This window comes from Tenacibaculum piscium, from assembly GCF_021390755.1.
GTDB classification, from domain to species: Bacteria; Bacteroidota; Bacteroidia; order Flavobacteriales; family Flavobacteriaceae; genus Polaribacter; species Polaribacter piscius.
On record NZ_JAJGWR010000007.1, the window covers coordinates 20,532 to 45,109 of the forward strand.

General features: G+C 30.4%; 19 protein-coding genes and 2 tRNA genes. 9 read left to right on the forward strand and 12 right to left on the reverse strand.

Translation table 11 applies throughout. The annotated features are described in order from the left end of the window. Positions 1-44: 44 nt before the first annotated feature. The 4 genes from L0U72_RS10605 (at position 45) to fabG (ending at position 5,881) form a co-directional block, all read left to right on the forward strand. Positions 45-1,247, forward strand: coding sequence for an efflux RND transporter periplasmic adaptor subunit (locus tag L0U72_RS10605; protein WP_233899154.1), 1,203 nt, complete (start codon positions 45-47; stop codon positions 1,245-1,247). 38 nt (positions 1,248-1,285) lie between these two features. After that, positions 1,286-3,310 (forward strand): heavy metal translocating P-type ATPase, encoded by a 2,025-nt coding sequence (locus L0U72_RS10610; RefSeq protein WP_233899155.1) that lies wholly within the window; start codon positions 1,286-1,288, stop codon positions 3,308-3,310. A 257-nt stretch (positions 3,311-3,567) separates the two neighbouring features. Beyond that, positions 3,568-4,404: a prohibitin family protein gene (locus L0U72_RS10615; protein ID WP_101918247.1), complete on the forward strand. Its 837-nt coding sequence runs from the start codon at positions 3,568-3,570 to the stop codon at positions 4,402-4,404. Between the two features lie 730 nt (positions 4,405-5,134). Continuing rightward, positions 5,135-5,881 carry a 3-oxoacyl-[acyl-carrier-protein] reductase gene (gene fabG / locus L0U72_RS10620; protein WP_193706654.1) on the forward strand — a complete coding sequence of 249 codons (747 nt, stop codon included), beginning with the start codon at positions 5,135-5,137 and terminating at the stop codon, positions 5,879-5,881. A 92-nt stretch (positions 5,882-5,973) separates the two neighbouring features. On the opposite strand, the gene L0U72_RS10625 is transcribed toward fabG, so the two are convergent. From L0U72_RS10625 to L0U72_RS10645, 5 genes are all read right to left on the reverse strand, one after another. Continuing rightward, on the reverse strand, positions 5,974-6,402 hold the full coding sequence (locus tag L0U72_RS10625; protein ID WP_233899157.1) for a helix-turn-helix domain-containing protein: 429 nt from the start codon (positions 6,400-6,402) through the stop codon (positions 5,974-5,976). Positions 6,403-7,448: 1,046 nt separating this feature from the next. Next, positions 7,449-11,162, reverse strand: a complete 3,714-nt coding sequence (purL, locus tag L0U72_RS10630; RefSeq protein WP_233899159.1) for a phosphoribosylformylglycinamidine synthase — start codon at positions 11,160-11,162, stop codon at positions 7,449-7,451. Positions 11,163-11,394: 232 nt separating this feature from the next. Further along, positions 11,395-12,228: a carboxypeptidase-like regulatory domain-containing protein gene (locus L0U72_RS10635; protein ID WP_233899161.1), complete on the reverse strand. Its 834-nt coding sequence runs from the start codon at positions 12,226-12,228 to the stop codon at positions 11,395-11,397. 138 nt (positions 12,229-12,366) lie between these two features. After that, a tRNA-Leu gene (locus L0U72_RS10640) sits at positions 12,367-12,449 on the reverse strand. A gap of 96 nt (positions 12,450-12,545) precedes the next feature. Next, positions 12,546-12,618: transfer RNA gene (locus tag L0U72_RS10645), tRNA-Lys, on the reverse strand. A gap of 151 nt (positions 12,619-12,769) precedes the next feature. Between L0U72_RS10645 and L0U72_RS10650 the strand changes: the two genes are divergently transcribed. Next, the gene (locus L0U72_RS10650; protein ID WP_233899163.1) at positions 12,770-13,285 is read left to right on the forward strand and encodes a shikimate kinase; all 516 of its coding nucleotides are present in this window, start codon (positions 12,770-12,772) and stop codon (positions 13,283-13,285) included. Between the two features lie 113 nt (positions 13,286-13,398). On the opposite strand, the gene L0U72_RS10655 is transcribed toward L0U72_RS10650, so the two are convergent. Together L0U72_RS10655 and L0U72_RS10660 are read right to left on the reverse strand one after the other, a co-directional pair. Continuing rightward, entirely contained in the window at positions 13,399-13,914 is a 516-nt protein-coding gene (locus L0U72_RS10655; RefSeq protein WP_101918252.1) for a phosphoribosyltransferase domain-containing protein, read from the reverse strand. A 57-nt stretch (positions 13,915-13,971) separates the two neighbouring features. Next, a complete protein-coding gene (locus L0U72_RS10660) occupies positions 13,972-14,370 on the reverse strand; it encodes an RNA-binding S4 domain-containing protein (protein ID WP_101918253.1) in 399 nt (132 codons plus the stop codon). Positions 14,371-14,533: 163 nt separating this feature from the next. Between L0U72_RS10660 and L0U72_RS10665 the strand changes: the two genes are divergently transcribed. Beyond that, a complete protein-coding gene (locus L0U72_RS10665; protein ID WP_193700206.1) occupies positions 14,534-15,409 on the forward strand; it encodes a peptidylprolyl isomerase in 876 nt (291 codons plus the stop codon). 94 nt (positions 15,410-15,503) lie between these two features. On the opposite strand, the gene L0U72_RS10670 is transcribed toward L0U72_RS10665, so the two are convergent. The 4 genes from L0U72_RS10670 to smpB all read right to left on the reverse strand — a co-directional run bounded on the left by L0U72_RS10670 (position 15,504) and on the right by smpB (position 18,526). After that, positions 15,504-16,136 (reverse strand): porin family protein, encoded by a 633-nt coding sequence (locus tag L0U72_RS10670; RefSeq protein WP_233899165.1) that lies wholly within the window; start codon positions 16,134-16,136, stop codon positions 15,504-15,506. 225 nt (positions 16,137-16,361) lie between these two features. Continuing rightward, positions 16,362-17,318 carry a transketolase family protein gene (locus L0U72_RS10675; protein ID WP_193706651.1) on the reverse strand — a complete coding sequence of 319 codons (957 nt, stop codon included), beginning with the start codon at positions 17,316-17,318 and terminating at the stop codon, positions 16,362-16,364. 90 nt (positions 17,319-17,408) lie between these two features. Then, entirely contained in the window at positions 17,409-18,032 is a 624-nt protein-coding gene (locus L0U72_RS10680) for a Maf family nucleotide pyrophosphatase (protein ID WP_233899167.1), read from the reverse strand. Between the two features lie 35 nt (positions 18,033-18,067). Beyond that, complete coding sequence (gene smpB / locus L0U72_RS10685; RefSeq protein WP_193700202.1) at positions 18,068-18,526, reverse strand: SsrA-binding protein SmpB; 459 nt, start codon at positions 18,524-18,526, stop codon at positions 18,068-18,070. 172 nt (positions 18,527-18,698) lie between these two features. Here smpB and L0U72_RS10690 point away from each other — a divergent pair, with 172 nt between their 5' ends. Further along, positions 18,699-19,364 (forward strand): OmpW/AlkL family protein, encoded by a 666-nt coding sequence (locus L0U72_RS10690; RefSeq protein WP_101918257.1) that lies wholly within the window; start codon positions 18,699-18,701, stop codon positions 19,362-19,364. 177 nt (positions 19,365-19,541) lie between these two features. On the opposite strand, the gene clpB is transcribed toward L0U72_RS10690, so the two are convergent. After that, positions 19,542-22,160 (reverse strand): ATP-dependent chaperone ClpB, encoded by a 2,619-nt coding sequence (gene clpB, locus L0U72_RS10695; RefSeq protein WP_233899169.1) that lies wholly within the window; start codon positions 22,158-22,160, stop codon positions 19,542-19,544. Positions 22,161-22,444: 284 nt separating this feature from the next. Between clpB and L0U72_RS10700 the strand changes: the two genes are divergently transcribed. Both L0U72_RS10700 and L0U72_RS10705 read left to right on the forward strand, forming a co-directional pair. Further along, positions 22,445-22,900: a thioredoxin family protein gene (locus L0U72_RS10700; RefSeq protein ID WP_233899171.1), complete on the forward strand. Its 456-nt coding sequence runs from the start codon at positions 22,445-22,447 to the stop codon at positions 22,898-22,900. A gap of 80 nt (positions 22,901-22,980) precedes the next feature. Beyond that, the gene (locus L0U72_RS10705; protein WP_233862389.1) at positions 22,981-24,546 is read left to right on the forward strand and encodes a DEAD/DEAH box helicase; all 1,566 of its coding nucleotides are present in this window, start codon (positions 22,981-22,983) and stop codon (positions 24,544-24,546) included. The last annotated feature ends 32 nt before the right edge of the window (positions 24,547-24,578 follow it).

A 24,578-nucleotide genomic window follows, 5' to 3' on the forward strand; every position in this document is an offset into this window, starting at 1 on the left:
CTTTTATTTAGTCAAGATTTAGTCAGGTTAAAAAATATAAAAAGATGAAAAAATTTATCAATATAATCAGTTTTGTAGTATTCATATTATCGGTTAGTAGTTGTAATTCTAAAAAAGAAAATCATACAGGACAAGATCATACATCCGAAGAAAAAGAAAAAAAACAGGGAAAATCAGAAGAAAAATACACCGAAAATGAATTGCATTTAACAACCGAACAAATAGCATCAGCAAATATAAAAGTAGCCGAAATTACACAACGAAAAATACGCAATAGCATTGCCGTTACAGGAACTATTGAAGTGCCTCCACAAAGTAAAGCAACTATTTACGCGCCTTTAGAATCGTTTGTATATAAAACATATTTATTGCCTGGAGATAAAGTGAAAAAAGGACAAACCGTAGCTGTATTACAGCATCCAAATTTTATAAAATTGCAATATTCATATTTAGAAGCAGTTAATAATAATAAGGTTACAAAAGCAGATTATGAGCGTAAAAAAATGTTATTAGCAAACGAAATCACTTCAAAAAAATCGTTTCAAATAGCAGAAGGAATATATAATTCTTCAAAAAGTTTAGTGGAAAGTTATGCTTCACAATTAAAAATGGCAAATTTATCGCCAAATACGATTTCAAAAAATGGAATTCAACAATATGTGTACATAAAAGCACCGATTTCTGGCTATGTGGTAGAAAATAACTTAAATAAAGGAATGTTTTTAGCAGGAAATTCAAAAATGATGGAAATTATTGATACCGATCATATGCACGCCGAATTAAATGTTTTTGGAACCGATATTACCAAAATTAAAAAAGGCGATTCATTTGTTTTTAAACCTTCAGGAATTGACTCAGAATATCAAGGATACATCAAATTAATTAGTCAGAAAGTAAATGACAAAACAAAAACAATAAATGTACACGGACATTTTGAGGATGAAAAAAATAACTTAAAATCAGGAATGTTTATTAACGCAGATGTATTATTAGGCGGTGAAAAAACAATGGCTGTTCCTCAAACCGCAATTATAGAAAAAGAAGGCGAAAGCTTTGTTTTTATGGCAAAAAGTACTGTTGAATTTATTCCTTTAAAAGTAACATTGGGAAATAATGATGCTGGTTTTGTAGCCATAAAAACAATTGAAGGAAATAATTTTGATATTAAAATAGTTACGCAAGGTGCACATATTTTAAAAGGAAAATTATTACAACAAGCAGGTGGCATGGAAGGTCATGCACATTAAAAATATAAATCAATTTTATTCAAATATCAAATACAAAAATGGCAACAAAAAGTTCAGTGAAAAACTCAGAAGAACATTCACAGCAGCATCAAAATAACCATCAAAATCATGGTGGAATATTAGGCGAAAAATCAGAATTATATTTCGCTATTTTAAGTGGAGTTTTCTTTTTTACAGGATTAATTATCGAAAATTTCACTTCTTTATCAATAAAGTATCCAACTTATATTGTCGTCAGTTTTATGATTTCCATCATTTTAGGTGGGTGGTTCACGACAATCGAAGCTTTTAAGAAAATCAAAAAAGGAGAATTTGAAATCGATTTTTTAATGTTAGCCGCAGCCGCTGGAGCTATTTATATCAATAAATGGGGAGAAGGCGCTTTGCTATTATTTTTGTTCAGCTTAGGACACGCATTAGAACATTTTGCCATGAACAAAGCCCGAAAATCAATAGAGAATTTAGGAAAATTATCACCTAAAAAAGCCTTGGTGAAACGTAACAATAATCTTGTTGAAGTTTTAATCAATGAATTAAAAATAAATGATATCATCATTGTAAAACCAAATACCAAAATTGCTGCCGATGGCGTAATTATCAAAGGAAATAGTAGCATTAATCAAGCGTCGATAACAGGAGAAAGTATGCCTGTTGATAAAACAGCAATTAATTCAATAGAAAATATTGCCAAATATAAAGATTTTAACGAAATACCTAAAAAAAATGTAGTATATACCGGTACAATTAATGGAGATAGCGTACTAGAAATTCAGGTTTTAAAACTAAGTAAAGATAGTACCATTTCTCGTTTAGTGAAAATGGTAAGTGAGGTAGAAAATCAAAAATCACCAACGCAATTAGTTACTAAAAAATTTGAAAAATGGTTTGTGCCAATCGTACTTATTTTGGTACTTACATTATGTTTTGCATATCTGGTAATTAATGAATCTTTTGAGCAAAGTTTTTATAGAGCAATTACCGTATTAATAGCCGCAAGCCCTTGTGCTTTAGCAATTTCTACACCAAGTGCTGTATTGAGCGGAGTCGCACGTGCTGCAAAAAGTGGCGTGCTGATAAAAGGAGGAAGAGCCTTAGAGAATCTGGGAAGTTTAACAACCATTGCTTTTGATAAAACAGGAACACTAACACAAGGAAAACCAAAATTAACCAACGCAATTGCTCTTAATAATTTTGATGAAATCGAATTTTTAGAAATAACGCTAGAAGTCGAAAGTTTAAGCAATCATCCATTGGCAAAGGCAATATCTAAAGATATTAGTACAAAATATCAACTGAAAAATAACAATAATGCATCTGATATTAAAGCTATCCAAGGAAAAGGTATTAAAGCAACCTATAAAAATAAACCTGTTTTTATCGGAAATAAAAAATTAATGACCGATGAAAATATAATCGTTTCTGATGCAATCGATACTCAAATGAATACGCTTCTTTTAAACGGACATACCGCCATGTTAGTCGGATATCAACAGCAAATAATAGGATTGCTAAGCGTAATGGATATCCCAAGAATTACAGCTAAAGAAACCTTGAATAAATTAAGAAAAATAGGCATCAAAAAAATGGTTATGCTTACTGGAGATCATCAAAATGTAGCAAATTCAATAGCATCACAAATAGGTTTAACTGCCGCCAAAGGAAATTTATTACCCGAAGATAAAGTTATCGAAATTCAAAAATTAAAAGCAAATAATAATAAAGTTGCCATGGTTGGCGATGGCGTAAATGATGCTCCCGCAATGGCAAATAGTACCGTTGGTATTGCTATGGGAGCCGCTGGTAGTGATGTCGCATTAGAAACAGCAGATGTTGCTTTGATGTCCGATAAAATAGAAAAATTACCATTCGTAATTGCATTAAGTAGAAAATCAAAAACTATTATCAAACAAAATATTTGGATTAGTTTAGGAGTCGTTGCAATATTAATTCCCCTAACATTATTCGGTGTAACATCAATAGGATATACCGTATTGATTCATGAAGGATCAACATTAGTAGTCGTTTTAAATGCCTTGAGATTGTTAAGATTTAAAGAAGAATAATCAATAATAATGAAGACAACTATTTAGAGCCTGTTTAAATTTTATTCCAAAAATTTTTGTAACATCAAAATAGCAAGGCAAGGGGTTAAAACCCCTTGTTTTAAAAATAAAAATGCGTCAAAGGAAATTTATTTCAGTTTTGCATTCTGATTTGTCGCCATTTTTTGACACTATATTTTTTTCAGATGAAAAATCGTATATTTGGTATATATATAATGACATCATTTTATAATATATCATCAACTTAAATTCAAAAAATGAGTAACAACAGACAATTAGATTTTCAATTACCAAAAGGAGGACTTCTTATCGGAATAATTGGCGTACTTGCAATTATCGGATTCTCAAAATCAACAGTAACTATTAAATCTGGTCAGGCAGGAGTTTTGTACAAAACCTTTGGAGGCGGGGTCGTAACAGATGAAGCTCCAATGGGAGAAGGATTTCAAGTAGTCGCTCCATGGAATAAAGTTTTTATTTATGAAGTTCGTCAGCAAGAAATATATGAAAAAATGCAAGTTTTATCATCTAACGGATTAGAAATTCAATTAGAAGCTTCTGTTTGGTTTCAGCCACAAGCTGAAAAAATAGGTTCGCTACATAAAGAAAAAGGAGAAAATTATATTTCAAGAGTTATTCAACCTGTTATCCGTTCCGCAGCACGTAGCGTTGTAGGACGTTATACACCCGAACAATTATATTCTAGCAAAAGAGATGTAATACAAGTTGAGATTTTTTCCGAAACAAAAAAGATTTTAGACGAACAATACATTCAATTAAATGAAGTTTTAGTAAGAGATGTTACCTTGCCTCCAACTATTAAAATGGCAATTGAACGTAAATTAAAACAAGAACAAGAATCGTTAGAATATGAATTTCGATTAGTAACCGCTCAAAAAGAAGCCGAAAAACAAATTATTGAAGCAAAAGGAAAAGCCGATGCTAATAAAATTTTAAGTGCTTCTTTAACTGATAAAATTTTGCAAGATAAAGGTATTGAAGCTACACTAAAATTAGCTGAATCACAAAATAGTAAAGTCGTGTTAATTGGTGCAGGAAAAAGTGGAATGCCAATTATTTTAGGAAATCAATAATCTAAAAATCAATACTTTTCTACTTTCCTAAGTAAAAGTTCAGTAAAAAAATAAAAAACCCAGCTTGATACACATCAAGCTGGTTTTTTTATTTATATAAATTCTCTGTAATTTATTAAGAGCCTGTTTAAATTTTATTCCAAAATTTTTTGTAACATCAAAATAGTATGGCAAGGGGTTAAAACCCCTTGTTTTCAAAATAAAAATGCGTCAAAGGGATTTTATTTCAGTTTCTCATCCTGATTTGCCACATTTTTTAGCTTTTTTTGTGATTTTCAGCTCCTTTTAACAAGGGGTTTTAACCCCTTGCCGTCATTTTTTGCCACTATATTTTTTTCAGATGAAATTTAAACAGGCTCTAAAAATTATCAAATAATTTTTTTATTTATTTTTATTTAAAAATTAAACACAAATTGTTATATTTGTCTTTCGTAAATCGAATTTTAAACTAATTTTGATTGACTTTGTTTGACATAATAAAACTATTCTAAAATAATTTAGCCTATAACTAAATTATTATTTAAGGTTATTATTATTATTGATGAGGTTTTAATTAAATCATTTTTTGAAAATTTATCAATAAATTCTTAGCCTATAACTAAATTTTTAATTGATGATTTTTAAAAAATTAGAATTAAAAATTATACATAAAAATAAATTTATTTCTATGTATTGATAAAATTTAGATTTTTCGACAAGAGAAACAAAAAGACTAAAGAACAGAAAAAGAATGAAACTTTTAAAAGATAAAACAGCCATTATTACAGGAGCTACCAGAGGAATCGGTAGGGGTATCGCATTAGAATTTGCAAACCAAGGATGTAATATTGCGTTTACTTATAGTTCATCAGTTGAAGCAGCGAATGCTTTAGAAAATGAATTGACCGCTTTAGGAATAAAAGCAAAAGGATACCAATCGAATGCCGCAAATTTTGATGCCGCTCAAGAATTAGCAAAAAATGTTTTAGAAGAATTTAAAACAATTGATGTACTTGTAAATAATGCAGGAATCACCAAAGATAATTTATTGATGCGTATTTCAGAAACTGATTTTGATAAAGTTATTGAAGTTAATTTAAAATCTGTTTTTAATTTAACGAAAGCTGTTATCCGACCAATGATGAAACAACGTTCAGGTTCTATCATAAATATGAGTTCTATTGTTGGATTAAAAGGAAATGCAGGTCAGGCAAATTATGCAGCTTCAAAAGCTGGGATTTTAGGTTTTTCTAAATCAGTAGCCTTAGAGTTAGGATCAAGAAATATTAGAAGTAACGTAGTTGCTCCTGGTTTTATTGAAACTGAAATGACTGCTAAATTAGATGAAAAAGTAGTAGATGCTTGGCGCAATGATATTCCTTTAAAAAGAGGAGGAACTCCAAAAGATATCGCAAACGCTTGTGTATTTTTAGCGTCAGATATGAGTAGCTATATTACAGGACAAACATTATCTGTTGATGGTGGAATGTTAACCTAGAAAAAATAAATTTTATTTTTTAACTTAACTTTATTTTATAAAACCAAAAAAGTAGCAATTCTAGAATTGCTACTTTTTTGGTTTTATAATTATTATTGATTGAATTCATTAAAACTACCATCATCATATAAAAGTACGATTTTTACTAATTTTTTATTTCCAGAATTATTAGGCTCATTTTTTGAATTATTCTCGATAGAAGTAGTGCTTGTAGAGAATAGGGTAGGGCTAATTTCTGTTTTTTCTTCTTGAATAATTTCTTTTGTTGAAGTTTCTTCGGCTACTATTTCCTCTTCAGGCTCTATTTTCGGAAAAGTTCCTTCGCCATATAAGAACCAATACAAATCAACTTCAGGAAATTTATTAATTGTCTTCATAACAAAATCTAAACTTGGCTTATTTCTACCAGATAAAAGGTGAGATATGCTAGAACGTTGAACATTTATAGCGTCAGCAAATGTTGATGAAGTTAAATTATAATGAGAAATAATCTTTTTTAAACGAGTAAGTATATCATCCATAGAGTTTATTTTTTTACAATTGTAATTATATGTTTATATGTAGCAAATATATACATTTGTCAATTAATTACAAATTATTATTTAAAATTTTAATTTGTTTTTTGTATTCTAAAATAATTACAACAGTTTACAAAAGAGAATTAAGTAATAATTATGAGAAGTAAGACAAGTACACAAATGTAAAATTAGTTAGTAATCGTTGCTGTTTGTTTCTGCTAATTACATTTGTATCAAGCATCATTAATAAAAAAATAAAAGCATTAAACTTAAGCTTTAAGCAATCATCGTTTTATCCTTTTGCTTTATATGAAAAGAAAAGAGATTATATAATCACAGTAGAGTAGGGAAAAGGAACTTAACTACAACGAACGAGGTATGACAGGCATAATTAATTAAGAATAAAATTAAGATTATTTATATAATGTTTGTTTTAGAGTACGAGGTTTAAACAACACATAATTGTATTTTACATATGTAACAGACTTGTTCTTTAATTAATAAGGTTCACTGAATATTTAGTAAGATTACATTTGTATACGACTGAATTATGATTAACTTCCTGTTTAATTTTCTTAAAAGAATATTTTACTGTTTACAATTGTGCATCAACTAATTGACGAATACTAATTTACTTTTGTATCAATAAATATAAAGGAAGAGGAGATTCTATCTATTGACTAAAATTAAAATCTGTTCAAATAATTTTACTTTACTCAAAAGTTTTATAGATAATCGAACTCGTCATGATAATTTATTTCAGCTTGACGTTGATGGATTCGATTTCTTATTGTTCTATTTTAAGATACATATGAAAACTTAATTTACTTCTCTAAAATATTAAGTTTTGTTTAAGGCACAAGCAAAACACTTCCGCTAGGATTTTTCTTAATAAATAAATAGAGAGTAAAAGAGTAAAATAAAAAAAAGCCTGAACAATTTGTTCAGGCTTAATAAGAAACAATATAACTAAAATTTAAAATAAAGTATTATGAATAACAATTATTTTATCCATTAAAAGTAATAAAAAAACTGATAATTTGTTTGATTTATTTCTTATTTTCAATCCAAGTTTTAGCATTTACAAACGCTTCTAACCAAGGTGAAACTTCGTCTTTTCTTCCGGCAGGGTAGTTTGCCCAGTTCCATTGAAAAGTTGAACGTTCAATATGTGGCATTGTTACTAAATGACGACCTGTAGCATCACATAACATTGCGGTGTTATAATCTGAACCATTCGGATTATTAGGATACCCTTGATAACCATATTTAGCTACAATACTATAATTAGTTTCAGCTTCTGGTAAGTTAAATTTTCCTTCTCCATGAGAAATCCAAACACCTAATTCAGTTCCTGCTAATGATGATAACATTACCGAATTATTCTCTTGAATTTTAACAGAAGTAAATGAGCTTTCATGTTTCTTAGAATCGTTATGAACTAATCTACCATGAACTTTATGATCAGGATTGATTAAATCTAATTCCATCCATAATTGTGCTCCGTTACAAATTCCTACAGATAAAGTATCTTCACGTTTAAAGAAATTCTTTAAAGCCGTATTTGCTTTTTCATTATATAAAAATGCTCCAGCCCAACCTTTCGCCGAACCTAAAACATCAGAATTAGAAAAACCACCAACAGCTCCAATAAATTGAATATCTTCTAAAGTTTCACGTCCAGAAATTAAATCTGTCATGTGAACATCTTTTACATCGAAACCAGCTAAGTACATTGCGTTTGCCATTTCACGTTCAGAGTTAGAACCCTTTTCACGAATAATAGCTGCTTTTGGTTTGTCTTTTTTATCCGAAGAACCTAAAACATCTGAAATTTTTCCTGTAAAATTAGTAGGGAAAGTATATTTTAAAGGCTGATTTTTATAATTATCAAATCTGTTTTTAGCTAAACCATTTGCAGTTTGCTTGTCATCTAATAAATAAGAAGTTTTATACCAAGTATCTCTTACTTCTGAAACATCAAAAGAGAAATTATCTTCATTATTTTTGATGCTTACTTTACCAGAATCATTTGCTGTTCCGATAGTAAAAAATTCAATATTATTTTCTGATAAAATTGTTTCTACTGAAGCATCAGCTTGAAAAACAATTCCTGCATTTTCAGCAAATAAAACTTTTAATGAATCTTCTTCGTTTAAAGAAGAGATATCAAAATCAGCTCCTAAATTAACATCAGCAAAACACATTTCTAATAAAGTAGTTAATAATCCACCAGAAGCAACATCGTGTCCAGCAGAAATTTTATCAGCTTTTATTAAATTTTGAATCGTATTAAAAGCATCTTTTAAGAAGGCTGGATTTGTAACATCTGGCGCTTCATTTCCAATAGTATTTAATACTTGATTGAAAGAACTACCACCTAATTTGAAAGAATCTTGCGAAATATTGATGTAATAAATGCTTTCTCCGTTCTTTTGTAAAACAGGTTCTATTACTTTAGATAAGTCGTTGCAATTTGCTGTTGCAGAGATTATTACAGTACCAGGAGAAATCACTTCATCCTCTTTGTATTTCTGTTTCATTGAAAGAGAATCCTTTCCTGTTGGCACATTGATACCTAAATCAATAGAAAGGTCAGAAATAGCTTTTACCGCTTTATATAAACGAGCATCTTCACCTTCGTTTTTACAAGGCCACATCCAATTTGCTGATAAAGAAACCGAAGCTAAATTATCTTTTAAAGGTGCCCAAATAATATTTGTTAACGATTCTGCAATAGAATTTCTACTACCAGCAGCTGGATTAATTAAAGCAGAAATAGGCGAGTGCCCAATAGAAGTTGCAATTCCTTCTTTCCCGTTATAATCTAACGCCATCACTCCGACATTATTTAAAGGGATTTGTAACGGACCAACACATTGTTGTTTAGCTACTTTACCACCAACACATCTATCAACTTTATTGGTTAACCAATCTTTACATCCTACAGCTTCTAGTTGTAAAACTTGCGCTAAATAGATGTTTAAGTTTTTAGTTTTATATCTTGAATTCTTGTAGTTTCTTACAATAGTTTTATCAGTTAAAACAGTTTTAGGAGAACTACCAAACATATCTTCTAAAGCTAAATCCATCGGTTTATCACCTTTAGTTTCAGATTCAAAAGTAAAACGATTATCACCAGTAACATCACCAACAGTATATATTGGAGAACGCTCACGTTCAGCAATTTTCTGTAAAGTATCAATATGTTTTTCAGCGATAACTAATCCCATTCTTTCTTGAGATTCGTTTCCGATAATTTCTTTTGCTGATAAAGTAGGATCTCCAACAGGTAAACTATCTAAATTGATTTTCCCACCAGTATCTTCAACTAATTCTGATAAACAATTTAAATGTCCACCAGCACCATGATCGTGAATAGAAACGATAAAGTTTTCTTCGCTTTCTACCATACCACGAACGGCGTTAGCAGCACGTTTTTGCATTTCAGGATTCGAACGCTGTACAGCGTTTAATTCAATTCCTGAAGCAAATTCACCGGTATCCGCAGATGAAACCGCAGCGCCACCCATTCCAATACGGTAATTTTCACCACCAAGAATTACAATTTTATCTCCTTTTTTAGGCGTATCTTTTAATGCTTGATCAGCTTTTCCGTATCCAATACCACCAGCTTGCATGATTACTTTATCAAAACCTAATTTTCTAGGTTTAGCATCACTTGAAGCAGCATTTTCTTCATGTTCAAAAGTTAATACAGAACCTGTAATTAACGGCTGACCAAATTTATTTCCAAAATCAGAAGCTCCGTTTGATGCTTTTATTAAAATATCCATCGGAGTTTGGTATAACCAATCTCTAGCTTCAAATTTATTTTCCCAAAATCTTGTATTCTTAACTGAATCTATAGAAGCTTCTAAACGAGAGTAAGAAGTCATATAAACTGCTGTTCCTGCCAAAGGTAAAGAACCTTTTCCACCAGCAAGTCTATCTCTAATTTCTCCACCTGAACCTGTTGCAGCTCCGTTAAAAGGCTCTACAGTAGTAGGGAAGTTGTGCGTTTCTGCTTTTAATGAAATTACAGATTCAAATTCTTTTGTTTCGTAAAAATCAGGTTTATCCGCAGTTTTAGGCGCAAACTGAGTTACTTTAGGACCTTTTATAAAAGCAACGTTGTCTTTATATGCAGAAACAATATCATTAGGAAATTGTTTAGCCGTTTCTTTTATCAATTTGAATAAAGATGTTGGCATTTCCTCGCCATCAATAACGAAAGTTCCGTTAAATATTTTATGACGACAGTGTTCAGAGTTTACTTGACTGAAACCAAAAACCTCAGAATCTGTTAATTTTCTACCTATTTTTGTTGCTACACTTTCTAAATATTCAACTTCTTCATCACTTAAAGCTAAGCCTTCTGCTTGGTTGTAAGCAGCAATATCATCAATGTTTAAAATTGGTTCTGGTTGAATATCGATTGTAAAACTATCTTGATTTAAACCATCGTATTTTTGAGAAATCATTGGGTCGAAATCTGAAAAATCTTCAGAAACAACGTCAAATTCCTCTATTCTGATAATATCAGAAATACCCATATTTTGGGTAATTTCCACAGCATTAGTACTCCAAGGAGTAATCATTGCCGCTCTTGGACCAATAAAAAAGACATCTAATGATGTCGCATTTATTTTGGGTTGTTCTCCAAATAACCAGGTAAGTTTTGAAATAGTTTCGGTAGATAATTCTTTTGTTGTTTGAACAGTAAATATTTTACTGCTAACGTTTCCAAAGAAATGAATCATTATTTTGTTGTATTAAGTGTGTTGTTTCTAATCAATTTTAATTGACAAATTTACTTTTTTTCAATTAAATAAAGGCTACAAAATCCTATAAAATCACCAAAAACCTATAAAAATGATATAAAATTAAAAAAATAACAAAACAGTTATAAAAACAACAAAATAAAAAAAGTAGCTTTTGGCTACTTTTTTATTATTAAAGAATATTAAATAATATTATTTTTGATAAATATTATTATTTTGTATCAGGAATTCTATTTAGTTCAATTTTACCTTTTTGAAGTGCTTTATAATTTTCATAACAATTTAAAACAGCTTCAATCATCTGTAAATCACTTGCTTTTTTGATAAAATAATCAGAATATTCACAGTCAATAAGTAATTTAGAAAGTTGTTGTTTATCCATTTGTAGATATTCCATCATTACTTCACGGTCGAATTTTCCTGCTAACATTTTACGTAAATTATCTTCTTTCTTTAATTTTTGAAGCTTTTTAAGTTGTTTCGGCTTTCTTCCAAAGAGATTATACATTAAATCGACAGGTTCAAATAATTTTGCAATTGGCGATGTTATTTTTTGAGGTTTTCCAACTTCATAGGTTTGCGGAAGCCCGTTAATATGGATTCGTGTAAATCTATCTTTCGGAACTTGTTTCACATCGACTTCTAAAACACCAATCAGTTGGGTTGATTTGATAATAATTTCTTTAACTTCTTCGGGTTTTTCTCGTAATGATATTACGACTTCATTTCCTTTTAACAAATCGTTGGTCACTTTTAATTTGATAGAAGAGAATCCTAAAAACGATACTAAAACGGTATCATTTGCTTTTGCGATCAGTTCAAAAAAACCTCTTTCGTTGGTGATTGTTCCTGTAACGGAATTTAAATTTAAGATATGCGAAGCACTCAACGGTTTTTTGGTTTCAACATCAATAACTTGTCCTTTTAGTTGATGTTTTTGATGTTCGGAATTTTGAGAAAATCCGACATTAGTAATTAAGATGAATACGAAAGTAAAAAATAAATATGTTTTTTGCATTGTTGGCAAGGATAAAGATTTATCCAAACAAATTTAGATGATTTTATGATAGTTTAAGAAATTAATAAAAATTATTTTATTAATTTGGATATAAACTCAAATTAACTCAGTTTTTTGATGGAAATCAGCTATTAAAAATAGGGAAGAAGTATTAAAAATATTTTGTGCACGTAACAAGAGTCGAACTTGCACTCACGATGTGAACAAGCCCCTCAAGCCTGCGCGTCTACCAATTCCGCCATACGTGCTAAAAATAGTTTTCTTAAATCAATTTAAATATTAATAATATTGATTTAAGAAGTAAATAAAAAGAAAAAAAGCTAAGTAAAAACTTAGCTTTTCAGTGACCGGGCTGGGGCTCGAACCCAGGACCCTCTCCTTAAAAGGGAGATGCTCTACCAACTGAGCTACCAGGTCATTATTGCTTAATTGCCTAAGCGGTTGCAAATATACAAGCTTTATCCGAATATAAAAGCTTTTTTTTATTTATTTTGATTTTATTTTTTATCATATTTGTAATGCTATTTCTAACTGCTTAATAATTAGCGAATATAAACCATTAATTAGCATGAAAATAATACTACTAGGATACATGGGAAGTGGAAAATCAACCATTGGTAGGCTGATTGCCAGTAAAAAGAATTTTTCATTTATCGATTTAGATAACTATATCGAAGAAAAAGAAAATAAGACCGTAGCTGAAATTTTCGAAACTAAAGGTGAAATTTATTTCAGAAAAAAAGAAGACTTATATTTAAAAGAAATACTCAATCTAAAACAAAAAATCGTTTTGGCACTTGGTGGAGGAACGCCTTGCTATGGAAATAATATGGAGTATATTCTAAATGATAAAACAGCAAAAACCGTTTATTTAAAAACAAGTATCAATACGATTGTAGCACGATTAATCAACGAAAAAAGCCAAAGACCTTTAGTCGCTCGATTAAAACAAGAAGAATTACACGAATTTGTAGCCAAACATTTATTCGAAAGAAGCTATTTTTACAATCAATCGGAATATAAAATAACAGTCGACAACAAAAATGTACACGAAATTGTCGCCGAATTAAACAAAATTGTTTGAAGTAAAATGGGCAAAAAAAATAACAAGAAGAACAAAAACAAGAAGAAAAACAAGGGGCTTAAGCCCCTTGTTGAAAAAAATAAAAAATATTATTAAGTATAATTTATGATAAATTACGTCAAATAAACAACCGTTTTAGCATTTTCAAAAGAAACAACAACATGTTCTTTTATTGAGGTAGAAAGTGAAATCCCTTTAAAATCGGCTTTTACAGGATACTTTTTATGATTTCTATTAACCAAAACAGCCGTTTTAAAACGTTTTAAAGGAACTTCTAAAAAATGCTTTACCGCATAAATTAAAGTTGTTCCAGAATTTAAAACATCATCAATTAAAACCAATGATTTATTTTGATATTCAGCAACCGTTAAAGAAGTCGTGATAGGAGTTCTAGGATTTTTTTTATCAATAAAAACCTTACAAAGTGAAATTTTTAAAGGCGAAATCTCTGATAATAAAACACCTATTTTTTCGGCAAATAAATAACCATTTTCGGCAATTCCTGCGATAATAATTTCAGTTTCATTACTGTTGCTTTCGTAGATTTGAAAAGCAATACGACGAATTTTTTGCTCAACTTGTAAATTCGTTAAAATAATCGCATCTGAGGATGTATTGATAGTATTCATTAATTATGATTTTAGGTATAATTTGATGATAATAGTAATTAAATAAGAACTTATTTTTTAATTTTCTTCTGGATTTTCAGTATTTTCTTCAGGCTGAACGCTATAATCATCAATATCTCTTCGGTCTTTTTTGGTTGGTCGTCCTGTTCCTTTTTTACGATAATAATCTTTCGAATATTTTAACAATGCTGTTTTATCAAACTCTTCTTTTGGTGTTATATCTTTACGATATAAATCGACTAATTTAGCACCTAAACGGCTTTCAGGAATATCTAAAACCTTAATTTTATAATTAATCTGATTTTTACGAATCATTATTTCTTCATTTCCAAAAACATCTCTTGAAGGCTTTAATTTTACATCGTTAATTTTAACGTGTCCTTTTTTACAAGCATCGGTAGCGATAGTTCGTGTTTTATAAAAACGGATACACCATAAATATTTATCTATTCTCATCTTGTTTTTATTGTTTTACAGCATTTATAAGTGTTTATAAGTCTGATTGCAAGGCAGATTATCAACTTAAATTAAATCTTAAATTATATTTTGTAAAGTTTTTTACAAAATTTTTTACAAAGGTATAAAAATGGTAAATTGCAAGTTAAAATTTAAGAATTAAATGATAAAATTTAAACACCTTTTTTATTTCGTATTGACAAGTATTTTTCTGTATTCCTGCGGATCAGATAATAATGGAAGAAGGATTATTAATTTCGACCATGAAGCACAAGCAGTAAAAGACAAAGACACGATTATTAAGTTTTTAAAAACGCATTATTATAAAGATGCAGTTGATTCGATAAAACCTTTAATCACAGGTAAAACAGCTTTATTTACTGATGCAAGATTGAAAAGTAAGACTGTAAACGAATACGATTTAGACTATACGTATTATTATTTCGTAAAAAAAACGGGCGTATCTACCAAAGGATTTCCAAGTGTTGTCGATTCTGTTTTAACAACGTACCGATTAAGTTCGTTAGTTTCATCAAAAAACTTAGTAAAAGAACAAGATTTAGACATACCAACATGGTTTAATGCGGCTCAAATTGCTGTAAGAGGTTGGTTATATGGTTTTACACATTTTAAAGCAGGGAAAAACGTCACTAATTTAACGGATAAGAATCAGCCAATTACCTATGAAAATGGGGGAGAAGGATTCTTTTTATTACCATCAGGATTGAGTTATCGAAACGGACGAACTTTAACAAACAAAAATTTATTATACATTGTTACGTTACACGATATTGTTCAAAATACCGATCATGATAACGATAATGTTCCTTCTATTTTTGAGGATGTTAATAATGATGGTAAACCTTGGAATGATGATACCGATCAAGATGGCGTTTTAAATTATTTAGATACGGATGATGATGGCGATGAAATTTTGACAATCAACGAAGATAAAAATAAGGATAAAGATCCAAGAAATGATTTTAACGATCCAAATAATCCAACAACACCAGATTATTTAAATAGAAAAATTAGATAATTTTATTTATTATTCTAGCTAAATTCTAAACACAAAAAATCCCCGAAACTTTTAAAGTTTCGGGGATTTTTATTTTAACTATTTTCGTAAATAATTAAAAACGATACGATATTCCTACAATAATTTGATTTACACGAGTATCAAATTGAACTTTTGTTTCCTTCGGATTCGCTTCTGTTTTATTTAAAAATTCACTTTCAGTATCTGAAAAAGCTCTTTCCCAACGCACATCAAGTCCGAATTTCCCTAAATCAATACCTGCTCCTAATTGTAATCCGACAGAAAAACCATCTGCTTCTACATCTTTAATTTCTTTTGCGTCAAAATCTCCTTCTATAATATATTGAAAGGTAGGTCCTGCAAAAACACGAGCAATTCCTAATTTTTTACCAATCAATACAGGAACATCAATTTTTCTAAAAGAATACGATGTTTTTATTGATGATGATAACGCGGTTGGTTTAAAAGTTACATCGCTATTTAACTGCGTATATACCAATTCTGGCTGAATATACAATCCAATAATAGGAATTTTCCCACGTAAAAAGATACCAGCATGAAAACCAGTTTTACTTTCTGCACCCGATAATACATCATTTTTAACATCCGAAAAAGAATCTGAATTATAATTAATTCCTCCTTTAATTCCAAACTGCACTTGACCTTGCATAAACTGTGTCGCTCCTACAAAAAGAAGCAATGCCATGAACTTTTTAATTGTTTTCATTTTCATCATTTTTATTTAGTATTAATTAATTTTATTTTTAAGATTGGTTAGGTTCGTTGGTTAGAACATATTTAAATTTAAATTATTCTAGATTTATATTATTTGAAGAAATCAAAGGAAAAAGCATCAAAATTATAAATAAAATTGATGCTTTTAATTTTTTTAAAAACTCTTATAAAATTATCTTAATTAAGAAGAAGTTCTAAACGTATAATTAGAAAATAATTATTTATTTTTTCTAGCGATAACTTTTTCTACAGCTTTGATAATTGCAGTATCATTTAAGCCATATTTTTCCATTAATTGTTCAGGCGTTGCTGATTCTCCAAAACTATCATTTACCGCTACAAATTCCTGAGGAGTAGGTGTGTTGGTTACTAAACAACGAGCAACACTTTCTCCTAAACCACCAAATTTATTATGTTCTTCTGCCGTTACGATACAACCTGTTTTTGCTACGGATTTTAAAATAATTTCTTCATCTAACGGCTTAATAGTATGAATATTTATAACTTCTACTGAAATTCCTTTTGCTTCCAATTGCTCGGCAGCTTGTAATGATTCCCACACTAAATGTCCTGTTGCAACAATGGTTACATCAGTTCCTTCGGTCATTTTGATTCCTTTTCCGATAATAAAAGGTTCATCGGTCATAAAAACAGGTACTTTTGGACGACCGAAACGTAAATATACAGGTCCTTCATATTCCGCAATTGCCAATGTCGCTGCTTTAGTTTGACTGTAATCACAAGTATTAATAACGGTCATACCAGGAAGCATTTTCATCAATCCGATATCTTCTAAAATTTGATGCGTTGCACCGTCTTCACCTAAAGTTAATCCTGCGTGTGAAGCACAAATTTTCACATTTTTATCAGAATAAGCAACCGATTGACGAATTTGGTCATAAACACGACCCGTAGAAAAATTTGCAAAAGTTCCTGTAAATGGAATTTTTCCACCAATCGTTAAACCAGCAGCAATACTAATCATATTTGCTTCAGCAATTCCTATTTGAAAGAAACGCTCTGGATGATTATTTTTAAAATCGTCCATCTTTAAAGATCCTGTTAAATCGGCACATAAAGCAACTACATTAGGATTTTTTTGTCCTAATTCCGTTAAACCATCACCAAACCCAGAACGGGTATCTTTTTTTTCGGTATATGTATATTTTTTCATCAATTTCAGTTTGTTGTGTTGTTCAAGTTGTGTTTGAAGCGTCAAAAATAATCAAAAATAATATTTTATAAGATGAAAATGAAAACTAAATTATTCATTAATATTCATTAATTCTTGATAAAGTTTATGAACAGGGAATCCCATTACGTTAAAATAACTTCCTTCAATTTTAGTGATCGCTATTTTACCAATCCATTCTTGAATACCGTAAGCGCCCGCTTTATCAAAAGGTTTGTAAGTATTTATGTAATAATCAACCTCATCATGCGTTAATTTTTTAAAAGTAACTGTAGTGGTGTCGTTGAATATTATTTTTTTAGGTTGCTTTGTTGAGGTTTTAGAAACATCAGAAACGCCAATCGAAATACAAATAGAGGTAATTACTTGATGTGTTGTATCAGAAAAACTTTGAAGCATTTCAAAAGCATCTTGATAATCTTTTGGTTTTCCTAAAGCTTTATTCTGATGCCAAACAATGGTATCCGAAGTAATTAAAAGATCATTTTCGAGAAGCTCTTTTTCAAAAGGAACGGCTTTTAAAGTAGCAAGAAAATCTGAAATTTCTGCACCTTTTAAATGCTCAGGATAAAGCTCTTCAATTTCTTTTGTTTTGATGATAAAAGGAATGTTTAAATCCTTAATTAATTCCTGTCTTCTTGGTGAATTTGAGGCTAAAATCACCCTATATTTTGAAAGTTTATCAGCTAATAACATCTTAAAAATTAAGTATTTGAAATTAAATTAAAAAATTAATTAAAATCCTTTTTGATACGCGCTAAATCTTTTTTATTATCACGATCTTTCATGGTTTGACGTTTATCGTGCGTCTTTTTTCCTCTAGCTAAAGCGATATCTAATTTTGCCCAACCATTATTATTGATAAATAATTTTAACGGAACAATGGTATTTCCTTTAGCTTCGACTTCACGCGCTAATTTTTTTAATTCGTTTTTATTTAACAATAAACGACGTTCGCTTGTTGTTTTATGATTAAAATGATTTCCGAAAGCATATTCTTCGATATACATATTAACCACGAAAAGTTCTCCTTGTTCATTAAATTCACAAAAACTTTCGGTTATTCTGGCTTTACTAAGACGTATTGATTTAATTTCAGTACCTGTAAGCTGAATTCCTGCGGTATATTTATCGAGTATCTCGTATTCAAAACGAGCCTTTTTATTTTGTATGTTGATGTTTTTCTGCATAATAGTGCAAATATAACGATATAATCTATATAATTTTCAGGCTTTTTTTAAAGCAAGGCAAGCGTAAACATTGAGCATCTGTATAAAACAAATTTAGCAAACTATGATTTTAGTCATTTATTATAGTTAATCAGTAAAGTAATTTTGCGGTATATAATAAAACAGTAAAATCATGAAAAAAGTTTTTTTAAGTATTGCTTTAGGAGTATTATTTTTTGCCAATGTAAATAATGCAAATGCTCAAGAAAGTTCAAAAGAGGATTCAGAAAACACTACAAAAACGGACAAAAAATGGCAAGCTCGTTTCAGATGGGTTAGTGTATTACCAAACGAATCAGCAACTATCAGTACCATAGGAGGTGATGTGGATATTACACAAAGTTTTATTCCAGAATTAGATTTTACGTATTTTTTCACCGAAAATATTGCGGCAGAATTAATTTTAGGAACAACACAGCACGATGTTAAAGCAACAGGAACAAGCTTAGGAAATGTAAATTTAGGTGATGTTTGGTTATTGCCTCCAACATTAACGGTTCAGTATCATTTTACAGGATTGAATAAATTCAGACCGTATGTAGGAGCAGGGGTAAATTACACTATTTTTTACGATGCAAATCCAGGAGCTGTTGTTGATGTTGATTATGACAACGCCTTCGGATACGCTGCACAATTAGGTTTCGATTATGATTTAAACGATACTTGGTTTTTAAATGTTGATGCAAAATACATCGGCTTAAGTACTGATGTTACCGTAAATGCAGGAATTGCTACCGTAACTGCGGATGTTGATATCAATCCTATTTTAGTAGGTTTTGGTGTTGGTATGAGATTTTAAATCAACCAACAAAAAACATCAAAAATAAAGCGAGAAAAAAGAGTGCAAAGAAAAAGAAAAGTTAATTGTTTAGATTAGAAAAAAAATAAACAAACAACAAAAAAGAGCTACCCCAAAAAGGTAGCTCTTTTAATTTACATAATATTAATATTAATTTTAGTAAATCAATTTAAAATATTAAACAGTAGTTTCTAATGTAACGGTTTGATTTCTAAAAACCAAAGCATCATCAAAAGCATCTAATAGAATAACACTATCCGTGGTAACATTTCCTGATAATATTTCTTTCGATAATTGATTTAATACTTCTTTTTGAATCACACGTTTTACAGGTCTTGCACCAAATTCTGGTTGATATCCTTTTTTAGCCAAATATGCAACAGCATCATCAGTGGCATCTAAAGTAATATGCTGTTCGGCAATCATATTTTTAACACCGTTTAATTGTATGCGTACAATTTGTTTAATATCTTCTTTTGATAATGGCGTAAACAAAATAATATCATCAATTCTATTAATAAACTCAGGACGAACCGTTTGTTTTAACAATCCTAAAACATCGGTTTTAGCATGTTCCATAACAGTATCTACATCATCTTTTGAAGCATCGAAATTATCGAATTTTTCTTGAATTAAATGACTTCCCATGTTAGAGGTCATAATAATGATAGTATTTTTAAAATCAGCAACACGTCCTTTATTATCCGTTAAACGTCCTTCATCTAAAACTTGTAATAAAACATTAAACGTATCAGGATGCGCTTTTTCAATTTCATCTAACAAAACAACAGAGTAGGGCTTTCTACGAACCGCTTCCGTTAATTGTCCGCCTTCATCATAACCAACATATCCTGGAGGCGCTCCAACTAATCTACTTACCGAATGACGCTCCTGATATTCACTCATATCAATACGAGTCATCGCATTTTCATCATCAAATAAATAATCGGCTAAGGCTTTTGCAAGTTCCGTTTTACCAACTCCTGTAGTTCCTAAAAATAAGAAACTACCCAGTGGTTTATTCGGATTTTGTAAACCAGCTCTCGAACGGCGAACCGCATCAGAAACCGCTACAATAGCTTCTTGTTGTCCGACAACACGTTTGTGTAATTCATCTTCTAATTTTAACAATTTTTCACGTTCCGATTGAATCATTTTGGTAACAGGAACGCCTGTCCATTTCGCTACAACTTCGGCAATATCTTCGTAAGTAACTTCTTCTTTAATTAAAGAGCCTTCACGTTGATTCTCTAAAGCCTCTTGTTGAACTTCTAATAATTTTTGCGCTTCTTTAATTTTTCCGTAACGTAATTCGGCAACTTTTCCGTAATCGCCATTACGTTCGGCTTTATCAGCTTCTAAATTATAATTTTCGATATCCGTTTTTAATTGCTGAACAGTATCTACCACGGCTTTTTCTGATTGCCATTTTGCATTTATTTCGTTACGTTCTTCTTTTAAATTAGCGATATCTGAATTTAACGATTTTAACTTAACGGTATCATTTTCACGTTTAATCGCTTCAATTTCGATTTCTAACTGCATTATTTTACGGTCAAGAATATCTAAATTTTCGGGTTTAGAATTCATTTCCATGCGTAATTTAGCCGCCGCTTCGTCCATTAAATCAATGGCTTTATCTGGCAAAAATCGATTGGTAATATAACGTTGTGATAATTCAACGGCACCGATAATCGCTTCATCTTTGATACGTACTTTATGGTGTGCTTCGTATTTTTCTTTAATTCCTCGCAGAATAGAAATAGCACTTTCGGTATCAGGTTCATTTACAATTACCTTTTGAAAACGACGTTCTAAGGCTTTATCTTTTTCAAAATATTTTTGATATTCATCTAACGTAGTAGCTCCGATTGCTCGTAATTCGCCACGGGCTAGGGCAGGTTTTAAAATATTTGCGGCATCCATCGCACCTTGACCGCCACCAGCGCCAACTAAGGTATGGATTTCATCAATAAATAACACAATATTTCCTTCGGATGCTGTAACTTCTTTTACGACGGATTTTAAACGTTCTTCAAATTCTCCTTTATATTTTGCACCTGCAATTAACGAACCCATATCCAAAGAATAAATCACTTTATCTTTTAAATTTTCAGGAACATCGCCACGGATAATTCTGTGTGCTAAACCTTCGGCGATAGCGGTTTTTCCTGTTCCAGGTTCACCGACTAAAATTGGATTGTTTTTTGTTCTTCGAGATAAAATTTGCAATAATCTTCGAATTTCTTCATCACGACCAATTACAGGATCTAACTTTCCGTCTTGTGCTAATTTATTTAAATTATTAGCGTACTTATTTAATGAATTATAGGTTTCCTCGGCACTTTGAGAAGTAACACGTTCTCCTTTTCGAAGTTCTTCAATAGTTGCTGTTAAGCTTTTCTCAGTAACGCCTTGATCTTTTAAAACTTGCGCAATTTGACTTTTTGATTTGAAAATTGCTAAAATTAAATGCTCAATAGAGACGTATTCATCGTTCATTTTTTTAGCGATGATTGACGCTTCATTTAACGCTTTATTCGCTTCTTTCGATAACATTAATTCCCCTCCAGAAACTTTAGGAAAACTAGCTAATTGTTTCTCTAAAACTTGCTGTAAAACAGTAATATTAATGTTAAGTTTCTTTAAAATAAAAGGCAATACGTTTTCATCAACCGCAAATAAAGCTTTGAAAATATGCTCGTTTTCTAATTGCTGATGTCCATATCCTTGCGCAATCTGTTGCGCCTGTTGTATGGTTTCTTGTGATTTTGTTGTATAATTGTTGAGGTTCATAGTGTTGTTTTTTTAGTTGTTATTTTCCTTATTTTCATTCTTTAAAGTTACTATTTTTTAAAGCTATTTAAGACTTATAAATAGATTATTTAGAATTATCTACAAGTAAAAAAGCAAAAACAAGACCAAATCAATTTTAAACGCATTTTAACAAATTCTTGATGGAAAGATATTAAAAACCTGCTAAAACGTCAGGTAAAAACTAAAAATAAAGACAAAAAGACAGGTAAAAACCTCATCAAAAATTAATAAAAAATAAAATCAGTAAAAAACGACAAAAAATAATGGGAATATTAAATAAGATTTTTAAAAATAAACAACAGGAAAAAAATGAAGAAAATCAGCAAAAACAAACCGAACTCGTTACCTGGATTCCCTTAATATCCTTGCATCAACTAGAAGAAATTAAAGAAGCATCGACCCAAAAACCCGTGGCAATTTTTAAACATTCCACCAGATGTGGCGTGAGTAGTATGGTAATTAAACGATTTGTAAAAAGTTTCGAGAGTTTCGAAAATATCGATGCTGAAAATAATCAGAAAAACACGCCTCAAAAAAACCTAAAAGATTTTAAAGTCTATTATTTAGATTTAATTTCATATCGAGAAATATCCAACGAAATAGCAACCCAATTTCAAGTAACACATCAATCACCTCAACTCTTAATTATTCAAAAAAAAGTAGTGATAGCACACGCTTCTCATAACGATATTGCTCAAATTGATTTAAGAAACTTCTAAAAAAGATGCCTGTTTTATCAAAACTTACTTAAATACGTCGTATTTTTGCATATTCCAAAAAAGTATAAAAAAGCATAAAATTGAGCAACGAAAACACACCTACAAAAGAAACAAAAGGAAAAAACTTATACGATTATCAAAAAGAAGCACTCTTCAAAATATTCAAATGTTTTGAAAATGCGCCTGAAAATTTTCATCTATTATATCAACTGCCAACAGGTGGTGGTAAAACAGTTATTTTCTCAGAAATCACGCGTCAGTTTATAAAACATTATCAGAAAAAAGTGCTGATAATGACACACCGAATCGAATTATGCAAGCAAACAGCAAAAATGCTTGGAGAATTTGGTGTCGAAAATAAAATTATCGATAGTAAAGCCGATTTAGAAGATCAAGATAAATACGATTGTTTCGTTGCAATGGTAGAAACATTAAACAATCGTTTAAATGACGAAATGCTCGATATTTCCGATGTAGGTTTGGTAATTATTGATGAAGCACACTACAATTCATTTACTAAATTATTTAAGTTTTTTGATAAATCATTTGTCCTTGGAGTTACCGCAACACCTTTAAGTTCAAATATCAAACTGCCAATGAAAGATAATTATGACGACTTAATTGCAGGCGAAAGTATTGGAACTTTAATTCAAAACGAATACTTAGCCAAAGCAAATGTGTTTTCATATAATGTTGGTTTAACATCTTTAGAAATAGGAGCAAACGGAGATTATACCGTGAAATCATCCGAAGATTTATATACCAATACCGATATGTTATCGAAACTTTTGCAGGCATACGAAGAACGTGCAAAAGGTACAAAAACACTGATATTTAACAACGGAATTAATACGTCGCTTCACGTATATGATACCTTCAGCAAAGCTGGATATCCAATCGCACATTTAGACAATACCAATACCAAAAAAGAACGAGACGGAATTTTAAAATGGTTTCACAAAACGCCAAATGCCATTATCACTTCGGTAAGTATTTTAACCACTGGTTTTGATGAACCTTCGGTAAAATCAATTATTTTAAATAGAGCGACAAAATCATTAACGCTGTATTATCAAATGATTGGTAGAGGTTCTCGTGTTTTAAAAGGAAAATCAGACTTTAATGTAATCGATTTAGGAAACAATTTCCACCGTTTTGGTCCTTGGGGAGCCGATTTAGATTGGCACAAAATGTTTAGAGCGCCTAATTTCTATTTAGATAATTTATTATCTGATGAAGAAATAGAAAACGAATTCAGATACGAATTACCCGCAAATATTAGAGAAGAATTTTCGAAAACAGAAGACTTATATTTCGATGTTAAAAAAGTATATATTGATACCATTCAAGCAGGACAATCGTCTAAAAAAGTGCTGGAAAAATCAATCGAACATCATGCAAGAATTTGTATCGAAAATAGTGACGATGTTTTTGACGCTCTTATTTTAGCTAAAAAATTAGGCGGTGAAATTGATGATAGAATCCACCGATATTCAAAATGTATCTGTAAATCTACACATAATTTTATCGATTGGTTACAAGATGATTATCGAAAAAAATTAAACGCCTATTTACGTGCTAATTTTGATGCCGTTTATGAAGATATTTTCGGACATCCACCAATTGAAGAAGAGGACGAAGAATAAAGAGAATAAAGTATTCAATAAATCAATAATTA